We start from the raw sequence: 21380 nt of genomic DNA on the forward strand, positions 1-21380 counted from the left end.
TATCATAGTTATGTAGCAGATCAGGTGTTAACACACTTTCAGCTTAACGAGACTATTGATTATTTTGATGACCAAAATCGACTGAACAGAGTCTTTCTTTTTAGTTATAAAATATTACTTTCTTGCGAAATTTTCAGAAAACTCGACGTTTTTAAGATTAAATCCTGATTTTTTCAACTTATTTTGCCTATAATTTACGATTATTCCTATATTTAATTTGATCATTTTATAAGAATTAACATAAAATGTCGTTTTTTACCGTGTAGTTCAACGACTTTATTTAACATTTCAACGATTATATAGGCATTATAAAAACCCTCTTCTTTTCAACCTCGTAGATGTATATATCTTTGTTCGGCAATAAATCCTATGCTGGCATAACAACCTGATAGAAAACATTTAACATGAAGAAAACTTTACTTTTAAGCATTTTATTTTTTACTGTTTCTTTTTGCTCTTTTGGGCAAGATTTTACGGATTCGACACCGGGGAATTCAAAAACCTGGACAGTGCCTGCTGGTATAACTTCAATAACGGTTGAATGTTGGGGTGCAGGTGGTGGAGGTGGTGGCGCAAGAACTTATGCTGCTGCCGGCGGTGGAACCGGAGGAGCTTATACCAGAAAAACTTTTACTGGCTTGGTACCTGGTACAACTTACCAATATACAGTTGGCCAGGGTGGTGCCGGAGGAACAAACAGTGGAGGAAATGGAGCTACAGGAGGTACAAGCTGGTTTAACACCAGTGCCATCTTACGTGCTGTTGGCGGTACAGGAGGCGAAGGAGTAATTAACTTTGACAGTGGAAATGGAGGAGCGGCAGTAACTTCCGGAAATGTAACGGCAGCTGATATAACGAATTTTTATGGAGGAAGAGGAAGCAATGGTAATGTGGGCAATACGCGTTCAGGAGCTGGAGGAAGTAGCGCCGGAAGTGCTTCTAACGGTAATCCAGGAGTTAATGCAACCGGAGGAACAGCAGTTACAGATGGAGGAGCCGGAGGAAATGGCGTAAATTCTAATATAGCCTCTGATAATGGTGATAACCCAGGTGGTGGTGGAGGCGGTGCCGGATATACTAATACTGGTGGAAGAGGTGGAAATGGCAAAATCGCCATAACTTACAATTGCCCTACCTCAGCAGGAACATTATCAGGTACTCAGTCGATCTGTACTTATGGTACAACTTCTACAACTTTTTCGTCTACAGTTGGCGGTGGTACGTGGTCAAGCAGTAACACTTCAGTTGCAACAGTTAATAGCTCAACGGGAGTGGTAACTTCTGGAGGAACGATTGGTATGGCAACCATTACTTATACAATTTCTTCAGCATCTTGTACAACACAAACTGCTACAAGAATTGTTTATGTTAACAATGGTCCGGGTGCAGCACCTGCAACGCTAACCGGTTCATCAACACAATGTCAGGGAACTTCTACAAGTTATACAGCAAGTGCTGTTCAGGGCTCTTATGCTTATACATGGTCGTATGGTGGGTCAGGAGCTACTATTACTCCTTCCGCAGACGGGCTTTCTGCAACTGTGGCTTTTTCTGCAACAGCAACAAGTGGTAATTTAAAAATTACTTCTACAAATGCTTGTGGAACTGACAATGGAGGAAAAAGTATATATGTCACAGTAAATCCAATTATAACGGCAACTCCTGTTGCGAATAATGCCTCAAACATACAATGTTCTTATGCTCAGCTAAATTATAGTTCAGTTGCAAATGCGGTTGGACTTTATTTAGATATAGCAACCGATAATGCTTTTACTAATTTTGTTCCGGGATATAATAATTTCAATGTAACTTACAGTAACGGAAGTTATCCTGCTAGCAATCTTCCTGCGGGAACATTATATTACAGAGTTAGAGCTTATAATGGTTGTACAACTACAGCAAATTCAAATACTATAAGCTTTTCAACCAGTTCTCCGGTTGGAGGAACTGTTTCATCAACTCAAACAACAATTTGTTCGGGTGCAAATCCGTCAAATTTAACACTTAGTGGAAATACCGGAACTATCGCCAGATGGGAAAAATCAACTGATGCAGCATTTACAAGTCCAACTACAATAAATGCAACAACAGCAACTTTAACTGGCGCTACAATTGGTGCACTAACTGCAAATACTTATTTTAGAGCAGTTTTAACAGGATCTAATTGTACTTCATATTCAAGTTCTTTATTGATAAATGTATCCGGAGGAGGTACAATCGATTCGGCACAAACTATTTGTACAGGAAGTAGCCCGGCAAGTTTAACAGTTAAAGGTTATACCGGATCTATTACAAGATGGGAAAAATCAAGCACTTCTACATTTGCGCCGGCAACAACAACTGCCATAAATGTAACAACAGCAACTTTATCTTCTGCTTCAATAGGAGCTTTAACGGCTAACACTTACTTTAGAGCTGTGGTTAACACAGGAACATGTGGAACAGCAAATTCAGAGGTAGTTTTAATAACTGTTGCTGCACTTCCTCAGGGAGGTATAACGGCTAACGGTCCGTTTTGTGCAACAGGATCAGGACAATTAACATTTACTGCTACAGCAGGATCTGGTCCTTTTACAATTGTTTATAACGATGGAACAGCAAATAGAACTGTAACAAATGTTAATAGTGGTTCAGCTTTTGCAACTTTTACACCAACAGTTACAAATACAACAACATATAACCTGGTTTCTGTAGCAAATGCTACTTGTACAAGAAGCACTGGGTTTACAGGAAACACATCTGCTACAATAACAGTAAATGCAAACAAACCTGCTAGTGTAACACTTGCATCTAATCAATCTGGCTCAATTTGTCAGGGAACTCAGGTAACTTTTACTGCGACAGCTGTAAATGGAGGAGCTAATCCAACTTATCAATGGTACAATGGAACAAACTTAATCTCTGGTCAGAATGGAGCGACATATACAACAAATCAGCTAACTAGCTCAGATGCTATTAAGGTTGTTATGACTTCTAATGCCACTCCTTGTCTAACGGGGAGTCCTGCAACTTCAAATTCTATAACAACGACTGTAATTACTACCGACAGAGGTGTAACAAGAGGAGGTAAACATATATGTTTGGGAAGTGCAACTCCAACTTTAACTTTGTACAGCTATGATTTAAACAATACTGTATATCAAGATGCTACTAAAGTTGTAAAATGGCAATATAGTGATGATGCAGGTAATACAACATGGTATGATATTCCTAATACATCAAGTGCTGTAACTTATTCACCTCCGGAAATTTTATCCGCTTTTAGAACTTATAGAGCAGTTGTTAAAAATGGTTCTTGTGATGCGAAAAATGCAATAGAAACAAGAGTGGATGTAGATCCATTACCAACACCAACTTTTACAGCTTCCGCAGGTGCCATATCGTGTGTTGGTACAGACATAACTTATACTACACAAACATTACAAAACAATTATGTCTGGACAGTATCAGGAACGGTAACCAATGATTACAGGATTATTTCAGGCGGATTAGGAGGAAATAGTTCTACTGTAACTTTAAGATGGTTAACAACGGGAAACAAAACGGTAACAATCAATTATAAAAATAGTAATGGCTGTACGGCAGCAGTTGCTACATCTTCAACTACTGATGTAAGAGCAACTCCGCCCGCTCCGGTAACAGGAACTATTAATCCGGCTACATGTACAACTAATGGAAGTGTAACCTTAACAGGCTTACCAACAGGAACCTGGACATTAACACAAACAGGTACTTTTCCAAACTCTATAACAGACACTGGTTCAACCTATACCGTTACAAATCTAGCTGCAGGAACTTATACTTTTACAGTAAGTAATGGTTCATGTACTTCATTACCACTCTCTAATGTTCAGATTGCTGATCAGTCGACTGCAACATGGAATGGAACTTCGTGGGCAGGCGGAATAACTCCTAATGCTACAAAGAATGTTATTTTTACAGGAGCTTACACTATAACATCAAATTTAGAAGCGTGTTCGTGTACGATCAATTCGGGCGTAAATGTTTCAGTTGCTACCGGAATTACCCTGAAAATTACAAATGCAGTTAATGTTGCAACCGGGGCTACTTTGACTTTTGAAGACAGCTCTAGTCTGGTTCAGGTTAATGATGCTTCTGTAAATACAGGAAAAATTACCTATAAACGTATTACCAAACAGATTCGTCAGGCAGATTTTACATACTGGTCAACACCGGTAAGCCCTCAAAAACTAATAGATGTTTCTGAAGGGACTCAATACAATATGTATATGGGCTTTACGGGAACCAATTGGTTAGTAACGGACAGAAGCACTGATATGGTGGTAGGGAAAGGATATATTATCCGTGGGCCTCAAAACTATTCCAACACTGCAAAAGCAGATTATGAAGCTTCCTTTAAAGGTGTTCCGAATAACGGTATTATATCAGGAGAATCATTACTAGGCGGTAAATATTACCTTATCGGAAATCCGTATCCATCCGCAATAAGAGCGTCAAAGTTTTTAGCAGCAAACCTGTTCATGAACGGAACTCTTTATTTCTGGACACATAATACTCCTGTCGTATTAAGCGGTGCTTATCAGTACAAAACCAGCGATTATGCTTCTTATAATTTAACAGGTGGAACATCAACTGCGCCTGCACAGAGTGGAAATTCAGGTAACAACAATAATACTCCATTGGGTTACATTGCGGCGGGACAGTCATTTTTTGCCAGTGCAGCCAGTGATGGAACAATCCAGTTCAATAATGATATGCGCGAAGGTGGAACCCATAACGGACAATTCTTTAAACCTGGAAAAACAGCAAAAGAAACCGATACAGATACAGATACAGATGGGCACCATATCTGGCTTAACCTGACCAATGACGGAGGCGCTTTCAAGCAAATGCTGGTAGGATATGTGGATGGTGCAACAAACGATTTTGACAAAAACTATGACGGAAAAACTTTTGACGGAAACATGTATGTTGATTTCTACAGTGTTAACGACCAAAAGAAATATGCAATTCAGGGACGTGCTTTACCTTTTGAAGATACAGATATTGTTCCTTTAGGGTACAGAACTACAATTGCAGGTGATTTTACGATTTCTATCGATCAGGCTGATGGAGACCTTGCCACTCACGCAGTTTATATCGAGGACAAAACAACGGGAGCTGTGCATGACCTGAAAGCCGGTAAATTTACTTTTACCACAGCGGCTGGTACATTTACTGATCGTCTGGTATTGCGTTACACTAATAAAACATTAGGTACCGGTGATTTTGAAAACACTGAAAATGATTTAATCGTTTCTGTAAAGGACAAAGTGATCAAAGTAAACTCTGCGAAAGAAAACATTAAAGAGATAAGCATTTTTGATATTACAGGAAAAACCCTTTATACCAAAAATAAAATTGAAACAACCGAGTTCCAGATATCAAATTTACAATCAGGAAATCAGGTTTTATTTATAAAAGTAACTTTAGAGAACGGTTTTATCGCATCTAAAAAAATAATTTTTAATTGATTTTAAAATAATCAATACAAATCCGATAGTGAAAACTGTCGGATTTTTTCTGTTTTAATTAAGAACCAAATTTATGATATACCACTTATTAAAAAATATAATGTTGTAATTTTTTAGCTACCTATTCAAAATTTATAATCAAATTTTAACCAATCAAACCAACAATCAATTCTATGCCTCCAAAAACTTTATACCCCATTCGTTCTTTATTTTCTAAAACTTTAATACTCCTTTTTTTCCTAATATCTTTTAAGACGTTTAGTCAAAATACTATCACAAGAATTCATACTGACTGGAAAGGATATTGGACTTCCAATTCAACCACCGGAGTAGGAAACCGTCCGGATACTGCAAATAACTTACTGGGTTTTGCATGGAATGGTCAAACTTATTCAACCGGAGTTAGTGACAACACACTTACTACAAATGGTGTAACGTTTAATCCTCAGAGATTTAGAGCATTAAAAATTCAAACCTTAGGCTTAGATTCCGGTATGTATATACTACAAGGATCGATGATCGACGGATCGGCAACTACCGCAACTTTGGTACCGCCATTAGCGGGAACAAGTGCTACAGGTGCAGAACTTGCCTCAAGACTTACAGACGGAACCAACGGATTAACTCTTGGAACTGGTGTCGCTAATATAAAAGCCGGTGTAGCCGAATTTAAGATTGGTACAAATAACCTAAATCTGACTGGTATTGGAGATGGAGTACCTGATTTAATTGTAACTCAGGTAGCAGATCCGGGTGGCAGTAGTTTGGCTGATAAATTCAAATTTATTGATGCTACAGGAAATACTGTCGGAACTGAAATATCGGTGGCGTTTGGATCAGTTACTGCTATTGGTACTTATAGTCTTGATTTATTCAAGGCAGATGGAGGCAGTAATGGTTTTTCACCCGCATCAACAAGAGATATAAGATTATTGGGAATTGAAACGAGTTCTTTTGGAATTACATCTACAAATGCTGCACAGGTAGATCGTTTTGTAATTACTTTTTCCGGTAGTTCAGATTGTGCCTTTATAGCCTTCAATACAAGCTCACTTAAAATTGCAGAATTAGGTTTAGTTAAAAAAGCTACAATGGCATCCTGTGGTAAATTAGGAGATGTTATCAATTATACTTTTGAAGTTACAAATACAGGAGAAGTTCCTATAACTAATATTCAGGTTACAGACCCGATGGCGGGATTGGTAATTACCGGAAATCCTATTTCCAGTTTAGCAGTTGGGGCAAAAGCTACCTTAACGGGTACTTACACCATTAAAGCCGCAGACGTAGCAGCCGGACGAGTTACAAATTCAGCCAAAGTAACAGGTACAGATCCTTCGTTAAATATTGTTGAAGATATTTCGGGACAAACAAATACAGATAATATCCCTACTGTAACAGTTCTTTTGGCACCTCCAACTATTGGTACTATTACAAATACAACATGTACTGATTTAGGAAGTGTGGTTTTGAATAATCTGCCTCCAACCGGAACATGGACTATCGAAAGAAGTCCTGGTCTTATCACAACGACAGGTACTGGTACATCTGGAACCATAACTGGTCTTGCTGCAGGAACCTATACTTTTAGAGTTACAAACAGCACAGGGTGTAAATCTCCTGCAACAGCAGATGTAGTTATTACGAATCAATCATCTACAACCTGGAATGGAACGGTATGGTCAAACGGCACACCGAATGCAACTAAAAGCGCTGTTTTTGCAGGGCCATTTACAATAGCCGCAGATATAGAAGCCTGTTCCTGTACAATCAATTCAGGGGTTAACCTTGTTGTACCAACCGGACGTACCTTAAAAATAACGAATGCCTTACATGTTACAACCGGAGGATCACTGACTTTTGAAGACAGCTCTAGTCTGGTTCAGGTTAACGATGCTTCTGTAAATACAGGAAACATTACCTATAAACGTATCAGTAAACAGATCCGTCAGGCCGATTTTACATACTGGTCAACACCGGTAAGTCCATGGAAACTAATTGATGTTTCTCCTGGAACCCAGTATAACATGTACATGGGATTTACGGGAAGCAATTGGCTGGTAACCGACAGAAATACCAATATGATGGTCGGGAAGGGATATATCATACGCGGGCCTCAAAACTATTCTAATACTGCAAAAGCAGATTATCCTGCTTCTTTTACAGGTGTTCCTAACAACGGAATTATATCAGGAGAAACATTAGTAGGCGGTAAATATTACCTGATCGGAAATCCATATCCATCCGCGATAAGAGCATCGAAGTTTTTAGCAGCGAACTTATTTATGAACGGAACCCTTTATTTCTGGACACATAACACTCCTGTGGTATTGGGAGGAGCCTATCAATATACTACAAGTGATTACGCTTCTTATAATTTAACAGGTGGTACATCTACTGCTCCTGCACAGAGTGGAAATTCAGGAAACAATAACAATACCCCATTGGGTTACATTGCAGCCGGGCAATCGTTTTTTGCCAAAGCAGCCACTGACGGAACCATTCATTTCAATAATGATATGCGTGAAGGCGGAACGCATAACGGTCAGTTCTTTAAACCTGGAAAAACAGCAAAAGAAACCGATACAGATGGACATCATATCTGGCTTAACCTGACCAATGACGGAGGGGCTTTCAAGCAAATGCTGGTAGGTTATGTAGATGGAGCAACAAACGATTTTGACAAAAACTATGACGGAAAAACTTTTGACGGAAATATGTATGTTGATTTTTATAGTGTTAATGCCCAAAGTAAATATGTGATACAGGGACGTGCTTTGCCTTTTTCAGATACAGATATTGTTCCTTTAGGGTACAGAACTACAATTGCAGGTGATTTTACGATTTCTATCGATCAGGCTGATGGTGATCTTGCCACGAATGCTGTTTATATTGAAGACAAGACAACGGGAATTGTTCATGACCTGAAAGCCGGTAAATTTACTTTTACCACAGCGGCAGGTACTTTTACCGATCGTCTGGTATTGCGTTACACTAATAAAACATTAGGTACAGGTGATTTTGAGAATACCGAAAACGGAATTTTGGTTTCGGTAAAAAGCAAGGTAATCAGAGTAACTTCTGCCAAAGAGAACATTAAAGAAGTTAAGATCTATGATATCTCAGGAAAACTGGTATACAGTAAAAACAAAGTAAATGCAACAGAATTGCAAATATCTAATTCACAAACAGCAAATCAGATATTACTGATAAAAGTGAGTATTGATAATGATTACACTATAACCAAAAAGATTATCTTTCAATAAAATAAACTTTAGGTTTACTCTAATAAAAAATCCATTTGTCGAAAGGCAAATGGATTTTTTATTATAAAATTATTTTAGTTATGCTTTTTCAATCAGAATACTAACTGCATTCCCTCCAAAACCAACGGCGTTAATTATTATTTTTTTCAGCGGTTTTTTTTGTTTACTGTTTTCAGCAAAAGGAACCCCTACAAATGTATCATGCTTCATCATCAAAAGGGCCAGTTCTAAACTTAATATACCCGAAGCCCCAAAAGTGTGCCCAATCTTCCATTTATTTGTAGTTAATAATGGCATATGTTCACCAAAAACTTTTTCAATGGCACGTAGTTCTGTCAGATCTCCTTTTATCGTTCCTGGAGCATGCATGACGATAGCATCTATTTCTTCTAAATTAGTACCCTGCAATGCCATTTTCATCGATTTCTGAAAACAATCAGCTTCTGCAGAAATCGAAATGTTATGTTCTAAAATTTCAGTTGCATACCCCACACCCGTTACATATGCAATTGCATTTTCTTTTTCCCCGGTTTCAAGACAGCAAACTGCTGCACCTTCACCTAAGATCATCGTATTTTGTGTTTTTTCAAAATCAAAAGCCAGATTTGGCCAGTCTTCATCATCCTGATCAATCCGCGAATATATTTTTAATGCCCTCATCTGAGCAATCGTAAAATCGGTCAGAGGAGCTTCACTTCCACCAACCAAAAACTTATCTGCCATTCCTGATTTCAGCCATGCAACACCATTTAGAAGTGCATGAAGAGCAGTAGAACATGTAATTGAATGTGAAATTTCAGGCCCGGCACTTTGCAAATCATGTGCAATCCAGGAAGAGATATTCCCCAGAGTAGTTGTTGGAGAAGCTAAAGTCTGTGCTTTCCCCGTATCCATATATTCTTTATAATGTCTTTCAAACAAATCTGTAGCACCGCGCGAAGAACCAATATTGATACCGAAAATATCATCTTTACCCCACCCTGCTTTTTCGACAGCTTTTCTTGAAGCCGCCAAAGCAAACAGAACAGAATCATCCAGAAATTTATATTTAATATCTGATTCACGTACTGCTGCAACAATTTGTTTCGATTCAGCTTCTAAAGCAGCCACAGAAGTTTCCTGCTGATCTAAAAATTGTTTCGAAAAACAATGCTGGTTATTGAGGTATTTTTTCCAGATTTCTTCAGGATTATTACCCAGAGGAGAAATAGAAGAAAAGGCTGTTATGGCAATTTTTGTATTCAATGTAAATTATTTAACCGCAAAGTTCGCAAAGTTAATGCAAAGTCCGCACGATGTATTATTAAATAAAATGATTAAGATTATAGGTTTATCTAAATCTTAAACCATTTCAATAGCTTCTTCAATCGTCAGATATACTTTCTGAAGCTGTTCGTCTGTCATGATGTAAGGAGGCAAAATATATACGATATTACCAACTGGTCTCAAAATAACTCCTTTTTCAATAAAGAAATTATAGAGTTTGGTACGCATCGATCCATAATAGCTTTCTTCTGAGTCTGATTTTATCTCCACTGCAAAAATAACTCCCAAAGTTCTGGCCGTTATTACTTTTGGATGATTTTCAATTTTCTTCTGAAAGTTTAAATGATTCTTATTTATCCTTTCAATATTAGCCTGCATTTCATTCGTCTGCAGTAAATCAATACTTGCCAGAGCTGCAGCGCACCCTGTTGGATTTGCCGTAAAAGTATGTCCGTGAAATAGTGCCTTATTGATATCATCATCATAAAATGCATCAAAAACATCTTGCGTAAAAGTGGTAATTGCCATCGGAATTGTTCCTCCTGTTAAGGCCTTAGACAAACAAATCATATCCGGATTTTCAGAAACATAATCCATTGCAAATGTTTTTCCTGTTTTACCAAAACCGGTCATTACTTCATCTGCAATTGTCAAAACGTTATTTTCTTTGCAAATCTGGATTAATTTTGCAAGAGCTTCCGGTTCATACATTACCATTCCGGCAGCACCTTGTACCAAAGGTTCAAAAATAAATCCTGCACAATTATGGCTTTCAATTACATTTTTTAAGGCATCAAAACTCGCTTGCTCCTGCCCTTTTACCGGAACCGGAATTCTAACGACATCTATAAACATTCCCTGAAATGCCTGAGTATAAAATGAGATTCCGCTTGCCGCCATCGCTGCAAAAGTATCGCCGTGAAAAGCATTTTCGAAAGCGATTATCGTAGTTCGTTTTTCATTTTTATTAAAGAAATATTGTAGCGCAACTTTTATGGAAACTTCAACGGCTGTTGAACCATTATCCGAAAAAAATATTTTCTGTTGATTGTCAGGAAGAATTTCTATTAGTTTTTCTGCCACTTTTATGGCTGGTTCATGCGTAAAACCTCCAAACAGAACATGTTCCAGAGTTGTCAGTTGTTTGTAAATCGCGTCGGCAATAAATTTATTACTATGTCCAAACGGATTTACCCACCAGGATGCAATCGCGTCAATGTATTCTTTATTATTTTCATCCCAGAGCAAAGCTCCTTCTCCTCTTGAAATTGCAATTGGTGTTTGCGAGGTTTTATGTTGTGTATAAGGATGCCATAAATACTGGCTGTCTTTTTCTGATAATGTCATTTGATTTTAAATTTTAGATTTATAAAGCCAACAAGTTGTCCCTAAATAAATCGGCATATTCTTTAATTACATTTTGATCAAAATAGGGTTCTTCGTCAATTCTTCCGATAAATTTTATTCCGGTTTTATTGAGAATCAAACTTTCAGTCGATTTGTTTTCGCTTCCGCTAAAGATGATTCCGTGAACATCAAAACCACGATTTTTTATAGCTTCAACAGTTAGCAGCGTATGATTGATACTTCCTAAATAATGTCTTGAAACCACCACTATTTTATAATCCGGCTGAATCAAATCTATAATGGTGTCTTTTTCGTTTAATGGTACAAAAATTCCTCCGGCACCTTCAATTACTAAATGATTGTCCGTTTTCGGTTCTTTGATTTGTTTTAAATCGATTGTAATTCCGTCAATTTCAGCTGCCAAATGCGGACTTGCAGGCGTATTGAGTTTATAGCTGTTATCAAAAATCTTAGTTTTTGTATTCGAGTTTTTTGATTTGATTTTATGACTGTCCGAGTTTTTTAAATCCCCCGCCTGAACTGGTTTCCAATAATCGGCTTCTAAAGCTTCTACGATTATGGCAGAAGTAATGGTTTTACCAACATCTGTTGAAATTCCTGTTACAAATAATTTCATCTCTTTGTTTTAATGGAGAACAAAAATACCAATTTAAAAAACAAAATCTCTTAACAACTCCAGAACTGCGTTTATTTCTTCTTCCGAATTATAACTATGGATACAAAAACGAAGTCGTTCCTGCCCTTCCGGAACCGTTGGTGACAATATCGCCTTTATATCAAAACCTTTATCCTGTAAATCCTGTGCCAAACGTTTTGCGTTTTCATTACCCGGAATTATGGCAGACTGAATAGAAGATTTGCTACGGACAAATATAGGCTTGAGTCCCAAAATGTTCTTTTGCTGATTAAAATATATGATATTCTGTCGTAATTTATTAATCGTTTCTTTCTCGTTTTCTAATTGTTGATAAGCTGTCAAAATTGTAGAAACAGAATGTGGAGACAATCCTGTGGTGTAAATAAAACTTCTGGCAAAGTTTACCAAATATTCTTTAAGGTTTATGCTCCCTAAAACTGCAGCACCATGACAACCCAAACCTTTTCCGAAAGTCATAATTCGGGCAAAAATTCGATTATGCAATTGTAAATCCTGAATAAGCCCCTCACCTTTATCGCCAAAAACTCCTAAAGTATGCGCTTCATCAACAACTAAATAGCAATTGTATTTTTCAGATAACAAAACAAGTTCTTCTAAATTTGGACTATCACCATCCATAGAAAAAACCGTTTCGGTCACAATATAAATATTCGTATCGGGAAATTTTTCTATAAGGCGTTCTAAATCTTCGAAATCATTATGGCTGAATTTATAGGATTTGGCATTCGACATAGAGATTCCATCCCTGATTGAAGCATGACTTAGTTCATCGTACAAAATAACATCATTTCTTTGCGGTACAGCGCTAAAAAAACCAACATTGGCATCGTAGCCCGAATTAAAAATTAAAGCCGTTTCTACGTCATGAAATTCTGCAATAAAGGATTCTGCAATTTGATAAAGCGAATGATTTCCTGAAATCAATCGTGATCCAGTTGCCCCATTCTGAATAATCTCATTTTCGATCAAATAATGATGGGCTTGCCTAAAAATAGTTTCCGATTTTGAAAACCCTACATAGTCATTTGAAGAAAAATCGATAAGATTATTAAAACTTGGCAGTTTTCTTAAAGCGTTATTCTGTTTTCTGGCTTCAAGTTTCTGATTAAGATTTTCTGGTAAATTCATAAAACAAAGTTATGAAATTGAAATTTGATATAACAAACAGCGGGATTATATCGCCCGCTGTTTAAAATCAGATTTTAAATATTTGCTATAAAAGGTGCTTTTCTGATGAATTTTGGTTCGATAATTTCCTGAACCATAAAACCGGCAATATCAAAAGAGCTTATTTTATCTCCCGGACAGTCTTCAGGATTTACAATAACTTCAGCAGTAGTATCCGTAAATTCAATAAACGGAACACGGATTAATGTCCAGTCAGCATTACTTTCAGTCAGTAAATCATAAGTGAGTTGACGGTCTTTCTGAATCTCAGGATAATTAGCTTTCATCCACTCAGTCGCTAATAATGTTTTTTCACTTTTTTTATCAAAAGGTGTATCGATGTTCAGTCCTGCCAACAGCACATATCTCTCAATATCAAATTCATTCATGATTTTTAAGATGTTTTTAGTCGCCTGACTGGCAACCATTGGTTCACCCGGCCTCTGTCCAACTGTGCTAACTACTGCCTGACAATCTTCAAGCAATGATCTTATCGAACTTTCGCTGATAGCATCGCCTTTAATAATTTCAATTTTGGAATTTTGGATTGTAAAGTTTTGCGGGTTTCTTAAAAGGACTTTTACATTAAATCCTTTTTCTAATAACTGGTTTACAAGATATCTTCCAGTTCTGCCGCCACCGCCCAAAACGGCAACTTTTTTTATATTTTTCATATATTCTCTATAAAATTTGACATAAATAAACTGCACTATATCTGTTTGATAATGTGCAAAAAACAAAAGCTTACTGAGCTTTTATATAAATCAATATTTTATAAAGAGATTTTAATAATTCAAAGATATAAAAAAACCAACTAAAAAGTTGGCTCTAATTATTTTAGATTCTGTTTTTCAATCCATTGAAAATTTCCTTTTTCTGTGGCATCAAGTAGGTCAATATTTAGTTTATTTGAAATGTCCAATGCGAATTGATAAGCTGATTCTTTATTTTCAAAACTATACATTTTGTAATGCTTATTTTTAACATACCACAAATTAGTTCCGAAACAACCGTATCTGTCTTCATAAAAAGAAACATATTCAAATTCTGTAACTTTTGATTTCACATCATATGAAAATGGTCCAACCACATATCGTGAGACAATCAAATTGGTATCAACATCTATCAGTAAATTTTTGGTCGCAGAGAACCTCAATCCATAAACAATACTATATGTACCGCATAAAAGCAACGTAACAAAAGCTCTTATAAAAATTTGTACAGATTTCTCAATAAATCCATAATATACTGTTAGGGTTACCATGTAAATAAAAGCACTATAAAATACTGCTGCAAGCAGCAATTCGTACCATGCGCGCTTACCTTCAAAAATAGAAACTTCAAATTCGGTTATTTCTTTCATTCACCAAAAATAAAAAAAGCCAAACATTAATGTTTGGCTTTTTAAAATTATTTAAAATTTGTCTTAGTCTGCTAAAACAATTATTTTATTGTCTTTCATTTCGATAGTACCTGACACGATATCTAAAGTATAAGTCTGGTCATTTACTTTCGTGAATTTATCCGCAACTTCTTTAGAAAAACTGAAGCTTGGCGCTACAATCTTAATAGTTCCTTTTTCTAGAATAGAAACAATAGGAGCGTGATGATTCAATATTTGAAAGCTTCCATCAACTCCAGGCAATGTAACAGATGTTACTTCTCCTGAAAATAATTTTGCTTCTGGTGATACTATTTCTAAAATCATAACTTTTTTTTAAATTCCAAATTATAAAATTCCAAATCCCAATCTTGGAATTTGGAATTTTTATGTTTTGTTGTTTATCAAGCTACGCTTGATTATGCTTCTGCCAACATTTTTTCTCCAGCTTCGATAGCATCCTGGATAGAACCTTTCAGGTTGAAAGCCGCTTCCGGAAGGTGATCTAATTCACCATCGATAATCATGTTGAATCCTTTGATAGTATCTTTAATGTCAACCAATACTCCAGGAATACCTGTAAATTGTTCCGCTACGTGGAAAGGCTGAGACAAGAAACGTTGTACACGACGTGCTCTTGATACAGAAAGTTTATCTTCTTCAGATAACTCTTCCATACCTAAGATCGCGATAATATCTTGCAATTGTTTGTATTTTTGAAGAATCTCTTTTACTCTTTGTGCACAGTCGTAGTGCTCATTTCCTAAAATTTGAGGAGTCAAAATTCTTGAAGTAGAATCTAACGGGTCAACCGCTGGATAAATACCTAGCTCAGCAATTTTACGAGACAATACCGTTGTTGCATCTAAGTGGGCGAAAGTTGTAGCCGGCGCCGGGTCAGTTAAGTCATCCGCAGGAACGTAAACCGCCTGTACAGATGTAATAGATCCTTTGTTTGTAGATGTAATACGCTCTTGCATAGCTCCCATCTCTGTTGCCAAAGTTGGTTGGTATCCTACTGCAGAAGGCATACGGCCTAAAAGTGCCGATACCTCAGAACCTGCCTGAGTAAAACGGAAGATATTGTCAACGAAGAACAATACATCTTTACCTTGGTCAGTTCCTGCTCCATCACGGAAATACTCAGCGATAGATAATCCTGAAAGTGCCACACGTGCACGAGCTCCAGGAGGCTCATTCATTTGTCCGAAAACGAAAGTAGCTTTAGACTCTCTCATTCCTGGCATATCTACTTTAGATAAATCCCATCCTCCATTTTCCATAGAGTGCATGAAATCATCACCGTATTTAATAATTCCTGACTCTAACATCTCACGAAGCAAGTCATTTCCTTCACGTGTTCTTTCTCCTACTCCTGCGAATACTGAAAGTCCACCGTGACCTTTTGCGATATTGTTGATCAATTCCTGAATCAATACTGTTTTACCAACACCAGCACCACCAAACAATCCAATTTTACCTCCTTTTGCATAAGGCTCGATCAAATCGATTACTTTGATACCTGTGAATAAAACTTCAGATGAAGTTGATAAATCTTCGAATTTAGGAGCCGGTCTGTGAATAGGCAAACCATTTTCTCCAGTTTTAGGCAATTCACCTAAACCATCAATGGCATCTCCAACAACATTAAATAATCTTCCATATACATCCGGACCGATTGGCATTTGGATTGGGTTACCAGTTCCAACTACTTCATATCCTCTGCTTAAACCATCTGTCGAGTCCATAGAAATGGTACGAACAGTGTTTTCACCAATGTGAGATTGTACTTCTAGAACTAATAATGTTCCGTCTTTTTTTGTGACTTCTAGTGAATCATAAATTTTTGGAAGTTCAACATCCTTACCGTTGAAAACTACGTCAACTACTGGTCCAATGATTTGAGCAACTTTTCCTATTACTTTTGACATTACTTATGTATTTATTAAATAGCTATTTAGGTTTATCGAAAATACCTCTTTTTTCAGAGCGCAAAGATAATTTTTTAAAATAAAAAATCAATATTTTTTTTATAAAAAATAGTACGTTTTTGTTTGATTCTTAAAAGTCAGCCCTCAAATATCTAAAATGGTAATTTTTTAGTTAAATAAAAAAGCCACCACATTTTAGAAATGAGTGGCTTTTTTATTGAAAATTTTGCCTTTACGGAAGGGTCTTCGGATATTGACCCGGGTAAGTTGCCAAATCAACATGTCTCAGCGTCGAACCATATTTTGCATTTATAGCATCTACAAAAATATTAGCGATTAAGGCATATCCTCTTGCGCTCGGGTGAATTCCATCTAAAGAAAAAGCTCCTCCGGTCACATATGTAGATGTCAAGCTAAAGTTTCCAAACTTAATTCCCCCACTTGACAATTGGGTTAACACCGCCCTTGTATCAACAAAAGCAAGACCCTTCTGATCTGCTACAGATTTAATTGTTGCATTGTAAGCATCTGTAGCTGTTTTTATTTCTGCAATTTCTGCCGGAATAAGAACATGCTTATCTTGTAATGGAAATGTTACTCCAAATTTATCCAATGGAGCAGGTGGTACAAACCCCACGCCGGAATCAGTAGCAGTTGGAGCCGCTCCAATAGCAGTTCTGGTCGGCAATACAACCAGGTCAGTAGCTTTTGCCTGTCTGGCCTGACCAAAAACTACTCCGTAAAAAGCTGCTGTTTGTGCCCCTAAGCTTGGAGTAAATGCTTGTGTCAGCTGAGCAGATAAATTAGTTAAACTTTCATCTTTTATCAAAACAGGATTTGCACTGGTTTCAGATAACAAATTAATTCTGTCTCCAGCACCAAATAAAGTTAGCACCTGTTTTAATGGCCCGTATAATTTTGTATTAAGATCCTTAATTGCTGCTTTCCCTAACGCTTCATTATTAGCTCCAAGGGATTTAGCTGTAAGTGGATTATAAGGAACAGTTGTAAAATAGGGTAACGCAGTAATATATGGCAAATTTGCCACTACTCCTTTTGCTCCATTGGCAGTTAAACCTGTTGCCATGGAAGTATATACTGATGCGAAAACCGTTGGATCTGTAATATCATTACTTCCATAAGTTGCCGGATTCATGTTACCAGTCTGATTTATTCCTATTCCACCTGAAATAGCATAACTCAACACGTCATTACCTCCAATAAATAAAGAGAAAAAAGTTGGAGATTGCACTATCGCATCAGCTAAGACCGAGGTTGTAGCTGAACTTGCAAAACGAACAAAATAAGGATTAGCAGCGCCAATAGCCAAACGGGCAGGATTTCCATATTCACTGGCTACTAAATGATAACTTTTTGCTCCCGGAACTCCTAAATTATTAAAAGATCCATTCAGATGCGCCATAACTTCGGTAGTAGGTACACCAGGAACCTGAACCGGTGCTGCCCCGTTAAAATATAAACGAGGACCGAATGCCGGATTTACCTGACCCCCAAATAACAAACCTCCAGTATTATCATTTGCATAAGGAATCGTAAATGTACCTCCACCTGCTGCAACAAACTGTTGAGCTAATATGTTTGGATATCCATTTTCCTGTCCTTTTTTGAAAAGAGCATTGTCACTATATCCTGCAGCAAAAGAATCACCCAATGCCACATATTTTGTAAAAACTGCCGAGCCAGCCGTTACTGGCACCTCTGCCTCACTATTCTTATCATCATCATTATTACATGCTATAAAGGTTAAAGAAACCAATAATAGCCATTTTATATTTTTTTTCATGTCATTAACTTTTAAAATTATTAGCTCTTTCTAATTATATCACAATAAAAGAAAGGCACCTTTTTTGACTAAATAATAGTTGATCCTTAAGGATTAATTGTCCACGAAGCAAACCACATCTGACCAATCATACCCGCACCTACTACCTGAAGATAATCTTTTCCGAAAAGGTTAGTCGCTCCAACCTTAATAACTGATTTCAGTTTTGGTATACCGTAATTCACCTGAGCATCAAGAACTGTATTTTCCGGAATCATTCCGTCTCCAAAAGAAGACTGCCATAAGTATTCAGTATTCCATCTAACATTAACATTAAAACCTAAATTTTCAGTCACCTTAGCGTTACCAAGAGAAGCTTTAATTCTGTGTTTTGGAGTATTAAATCCAGCCACAAAACTTGGATCTTCTGATTGGTCAAAATCAAATTGGGCATAATTATAATTAACTCCTAATTCAAAATCTTTATATACTTTTTTAGACAAACCAACTCCAAAACCTAATGAAGTAATTTGTGCAGTTGTATTCGTATAAACCTGATAAACTCTTCTGTCTCCATTTGCCAAAGCAGCATAACTCAAAAGAACACCAGCCTGCGCAGGATCAGTTCCTACAGTTCCATAATAAGGCGTAATTACCCTGGAAGTATTCATGAAATCATTATAGATATTGTAGTATCCGTTGATATCGATTGATAAATCATTTTGAACAACTGTACGATAACCTGCTTCAAAAGCCTGTACTTGTTCCGGTTTTACTAATCCGATATTTGCCACTTTCAGGTCGTCAACATTTCCGGAAGCACCAAACGCCTGAACAGAAGTTAATGTATAAGCATTGTCATAGGCCATACGTCCTGACAAGTTAACTGTAGGCCCAATACCTGCACCAGGTATTGCCTGACCGGCAAGACTAACAGGCTGCGTTTCCTGAAAACGATCTAAGTTGTCGGGAGCAGAACCTATTAATGCAAATGGTCCTAAATCTAAACCAATATACTGATCCTGTGTTGTTGGATTACGGAAACCTGTTTGGTATGAAACTCTGAAATTATGTCTTTTAGATGCACCCGCAGAGTATACGAATGAAATTCTTGGCGAAATATTGCCATCAAAATTTTGACTTTTGTCATAACGTAAAGACCCTGTAAACTTCAATCTGTCGTCTAAGAACTTTTTTTGCAATTGTGCATAAGCTCCATATTCTTTATAATCAATTGGACCATCATAATCTGTAAAAATAGTTCCTTCTGAGTCCATTATGTATTTTCTCCACGAACCACCAACCTGAATTTCAGCAAATTTGATTACATCTCTCAAGTTATAGTTTACATCTGAATGATATAATTTTGAATGATCAATAAATTTAGCCCCCTGAGTAAGGTCAGGATTACTGGTTACTTTAGCCAATGCATTATTAAATTGAGCTGAACCTGGTTCAAATCTTGCTGATCTTGGAGCACTAGGATTGAGAGGATCAATATTTGGCACTAATGGTATAAGAGGTGAAACATTATAGTCAGCAAAGTTTCTTGCATAAGTAGCAGCATCGTTTGGATTAAGACCAAGAATAGCAGATGATAATTGAAAAGCTGTTCCATAATCTGTAAACCAGTTTTTATCTGACTTAGCCAATCTGTTTACATTCCATCCGGCAAATCTCATATCATAAGAATCTCCGGCATCCTCACTTGTAAAATAAGCTCTGGCAAAAAAGTTTTTCCCTTTTACCTCGAATTTACCTTGTTGCATTAAGAAATCTTTCAAAGCATATCTGTTGGCTCCCTGATAGATAGTGCTTCCTGTACCGATTTTGTATTGTAATATAAACTCCGTATCATTTGCCCAAGGTTTAAAATGCAAACCAAAATCAGCTTTCATACTTTTTACTTTATTATCAGTCAAATCCTGCTCACGATATCCGGTACGACTAACCTGTCCAACATTTGGAATAAATGTTGTAATCTCATCTCCGTAAATATTCAAACCATCATAGTTCTGATTCATCGCATGACCAATAGACCCGCCAGTCATACTTCTGTTGTCGGCAGCGATCCATTCTGATGCTTCCATATAGGTAAAGTTTGCTTTCATCGCAAAGTGTCGCGTGAATGCTTTCGCAGCTCTTATTCCAAAATCATTATAGTCATTTGTTCCGGCTACATCCTGATTTGTCTGTCCGTATTTGTAATAAACACTAATTCCCTCGTTTGTAAACGGGCTTTTACTGTTCATAAACATAATACCATTAAAAGCATTTGCTCCATAAAGTGCAGAAGATGCTCCCGGCAAAAGCTCAACGTTTGCTACATCAATATCAGAAACTCCAATAAGATTACCCAATACAAAGTTTAAAGCTGGTGATGAATTATCCATCCCGTCTACTAATTGCATAAATCGAGTATTGGCAACTGTAGCAAAACCTCTGGTGTTTATCGATTTAAAAGAAATACTGCTTGTATTAAAATTTACTTCTTTTAAATTTTCCAAACCATCATAAAAGGTTGCGGCAGTGGTATTTTTAATTTCCTGGATTCCCATTCTTTCAATAGTTACCGGAGACTCAATAACTCTTTCGGGAGTTCTAGAAGCAGAAACTACAATTTCATCAAGTTTTGTTTCTTCATCTTTTAATACCACATCTATTCTTTGATTTAAAGATGTGACATTAACAGTTTGTGTTTCAAAACCAACTGCTGATACCTTTATAGTAAATGGTGGTTTAGATGAAGTATTCAATTTAAATGTACCATCAAAATCTGTTGAAGCTCCGGTAGAACTTCCAACCACATTTATATTGGCACCAGGAATAGATTGTTTGTTACTATCGGTAACAGAACCAGTAATTGTATTCTGCGCAAAGGAAATTCCACAGAAAAACAACATAATCAGCAAATACACTCTCATTGTGTTAGGTTTTTGGTTAGTTAATGATACCAAAATACAAATAATTTCAATATGTATAAAAATTTGTTAAATAAAATTCATATTTATCATAATTATACTTATTATTTTAACTATTCGTCAATAGCTTTTATTCAATTAAAA

General features: G+C 36.8%; 12 protein-coding genes. 2 read left to right on the plus strand and 10 right to left on the minus strand.

Annotated elements, in window-relative coordinates; translation table 11 throughout:
• Nucleotides 1–404: 404 nt before the first annotated feature.
• Nucleotides 405–5495 carry a T9SS sorting signal type C domain-containing protein gene (locus DCO46_RS17810; RefSeq protein ID WP_116753842.1) on the plus strand — a complete coding sequence of 1697 codons (5091 nt, stop codon included), beginning with the start codon at nt 405–407 and terminating at the stop codon, nt 5493–5495.
• Between the two features lie 173 nt (nt 5496–5668).
• A complete protein-coding gene (locus DCO46_RS17815; RefSeq protein WP_116753843.1) occupies nt 5669–8761 on the plus strand; it encodes a T9SS sorting signal type C domain-containing protein in 3093 nt (1030 codons plus the stop codon).
• Between the two features lie 78 nt (nt 8762–8839).
• Here the strand turns inward: DCO46_RS17815 and DCO46_RS17820 are convergent, their stop codons facing one another.
• The 10 genes from DCO46_RS17820 to DCO46_RS17865 all read right to left on the minus strand — a co-directional run bounded on the left by DCO46_RS17820 (nt 8840) and on the right by DCO46_RS17865 (nt 21239).
• Complete coding sequence (locus DCO46_RS17820; protein ID WP_116753844.1) at nt 8840–10006, minus strand: beta-ketoacyl synthase N-terminal-like domain-containing protein; 1167 nt, start codon at nt 10004–10006, stop codon at nt 8840–8842.
• Between the two features lie 96 nt (nt 10007–10102).
• Nucleotides 10103–11374 carry an adenosylmethionine--8-amino-7-oxononanoate transaminase gene (gene bioA, locus DCO46_RS17825; RefSeq protein WP_116753845.1) on the minus strand — a complete coding sequence of 424 codons (1272 nt, stop codon included), beginning with the start codon at nt 11372–11374 and terminating at the stop codon, nt 10103–10105.
• A 19-nt stretch (nt 11375–11393) separates the two neighbouring features.
• Nucleotides 11394–12011: a dethiobiotin synthase gene (gene bioD, locus DCO46_RS17830; protein WP_116753846.1), complete on the minus strand. Its 618-nt coding sequence runs from the start codon at nt 12009–12011 to the stop codon at nt 11394–11396.
• Between the two features lie 33 nt (nt 12012–12044).
• Nucleotides 12045–13181 carry an aminotransferase class I/II-fold pyridoxal phosphate-dependent enzyme gene (locus DCO46_RS17835; protein ID WP_116753847.1) on the minus strand — a complete coding sequence of 379 codons (1137 nt, stop codon included), beginning with the start codon at nt 13179–13181 and terminating at the stop codon, nt 12045–12047.
• A 74-nt stretch (nt 13182–13255) separates the two neighbouring features.
• Entirely contained in the window at nt 13256–13894 is a 639-nt protein-coding gene (locus tag DCO46_RS17840; protein ID WP_116753848.1) for an NAD(P)-dependent oxidoreductase, read from the minus strand.
• A gap of 158 nt (nt 13895–14052) precedes the next feature.
• On the minus strand, nt 14053–14583 hold the full coding sequence (locus DCO46_RS17845) for a hypothetical protein (RefSeq protein ID WP_116753849.1): 531 nt from the start codon (nt 14581–14583) through the stop codon (nt 14053–14055).
• Nucleotides 14584–14646: 63 nt separating this feature from the next.
• Nucleotides 14647–14928 carry a F0F1 ATP synthase subunit epsilon gene (locus DCO46_RS17850; RefSeq protein ID WP_116753850.1) on the minus strand — a complete coding sequence of 94 codons (282 nt, stop codon included), beginning with the start codon at nt 14926–14928 and terminating at the stop codon, nt 14647–14649.
• A 92-nt stretch (nt 14929–15020) separates the two neighbouring features.
• Nucleotides 15021–16532, minus strand: coding sequence for a F0F1 ATP synthase subunit beta (atpD, locus tag DCO46_RS17855; protein ID WP_116753851.1), 1512 nt, complete (start codon nt 16530–16532; stop codon nt 15021–15023).
• 232 nt (nt 16533–16764) lie between these two features.
• Complete coding sequence (locus DCO46_RS17860; protein WP_116753852.1) at nt 16765–18336, minus strand: G-D-S-L family lipolytic protein; 1572 nt, start codon at nt 18334–18336, stop codon at nt 16765–16767.
• A gap of 86 nt (nt 18337–18422) precedes the next feature.
• Nucleotides 18423–21239 carry a TonB-dependent receptor domain-containing protein gene (locus tag DCO46_RS17865; protein WP_116753853.1) on the minus strand — a complete coding sequence of 939 codons (2817 nt, stop codon included), beginning with the start codon at nt 21237–21239 and terminating at the stop codon, nt 18423–18425.
• Between the last annotated feature and the right edge of the window lie 141 nt (nt 21240–21380).

The sequence above is a fragment of the Flavobacterium sp. HTF genome (assembly GCF_003105115.1).
GTDB lineage: Bacteria > Bacteroidota > Bacteroidia > Flavobacteriales > Flavobacteriaceae > Flavobacterium.

Excerpts from the sequence above, each read along its gene's own strand:
- DCO46_RS17810 (WP_116753842.1), top strand. The coding sequence starts at position 405 with ATGAAGAAAACTTTACTTTTAAGCATTTTATTTTTTACTGTTTCTTTT.
- DCO46_RS17815 (WP_116753843.1), top strand. The coding sequence starts at position 5,669 with ATGCCTCCAAAAACTTTATACCCCATTCGTTCTTTATTTTCTAAAACT.
- bioA (WP_116753845.1), bottom strand. The coding sequence starts at position 11,374 with ATGACATTATCAGAAAAAGACAGCCAGTATTTATGGCATCCTTATACA.
- bioD (WP_116753846.1), bottom strand. The coding sequence starts at position 12,011 with ATGAAATTATTTGTAACAGGAATTTCAACAGATGTTGGTAAAACCATT.
- DCO46_RS17835 (WP_116753847.1), bottom strand. The coding sequence starts at position 13,181 with ATGAATTTACCAGAAAATCTTAATCAGAAACTTGAAGCCAGAAAACAG.
- DCO46_RS17840 (WP_116753848.1), bottom strand. The coding sequence starts at position 13,894 with ATGAAAAATATAAAAAAAGTTGCCGTTTTGGGCGGTGGCGGCAGAACT.
- DCO46_RS17845 (WP_116753849.1), bottom strand. The coding sequence starts at position 14,583 with ATGAAAGAAATAACCGAATTTGAAGTTTCTATTTTTGAAGGTAAGCGC.
- DCO46_RS17850 (WP_116753850.1), bottom strand. The coding sequence starts at position 14,928 with ATGATTTTAGAAATAGTATCACCAGAAGCAAAATTATTTTCAGGAGAA.
- atpD (WP_116753851.1), bottom strand. The coding sequence starts at position 16,532 with ATGTCAAAAGTAATAGGAAAAGTTGCTCAAATCATTGGACCAGTAGTT.
- DCO46_RS17860 (WP_116753852.1), bottom strand. The coding sequence starts at position 18,336 with ATGAAAAAAAATATAAAATGGCTATTATTGGTTTCTTTAACCTTTATA.
- DCO46_RS17865 (WP_116753853.1), bottom strand. The coding sequence starts at position 21,239 with ATGAGAGTGTATTTGCTGATTATGTTGTTTTTCTGTGGAATTTCCTTT.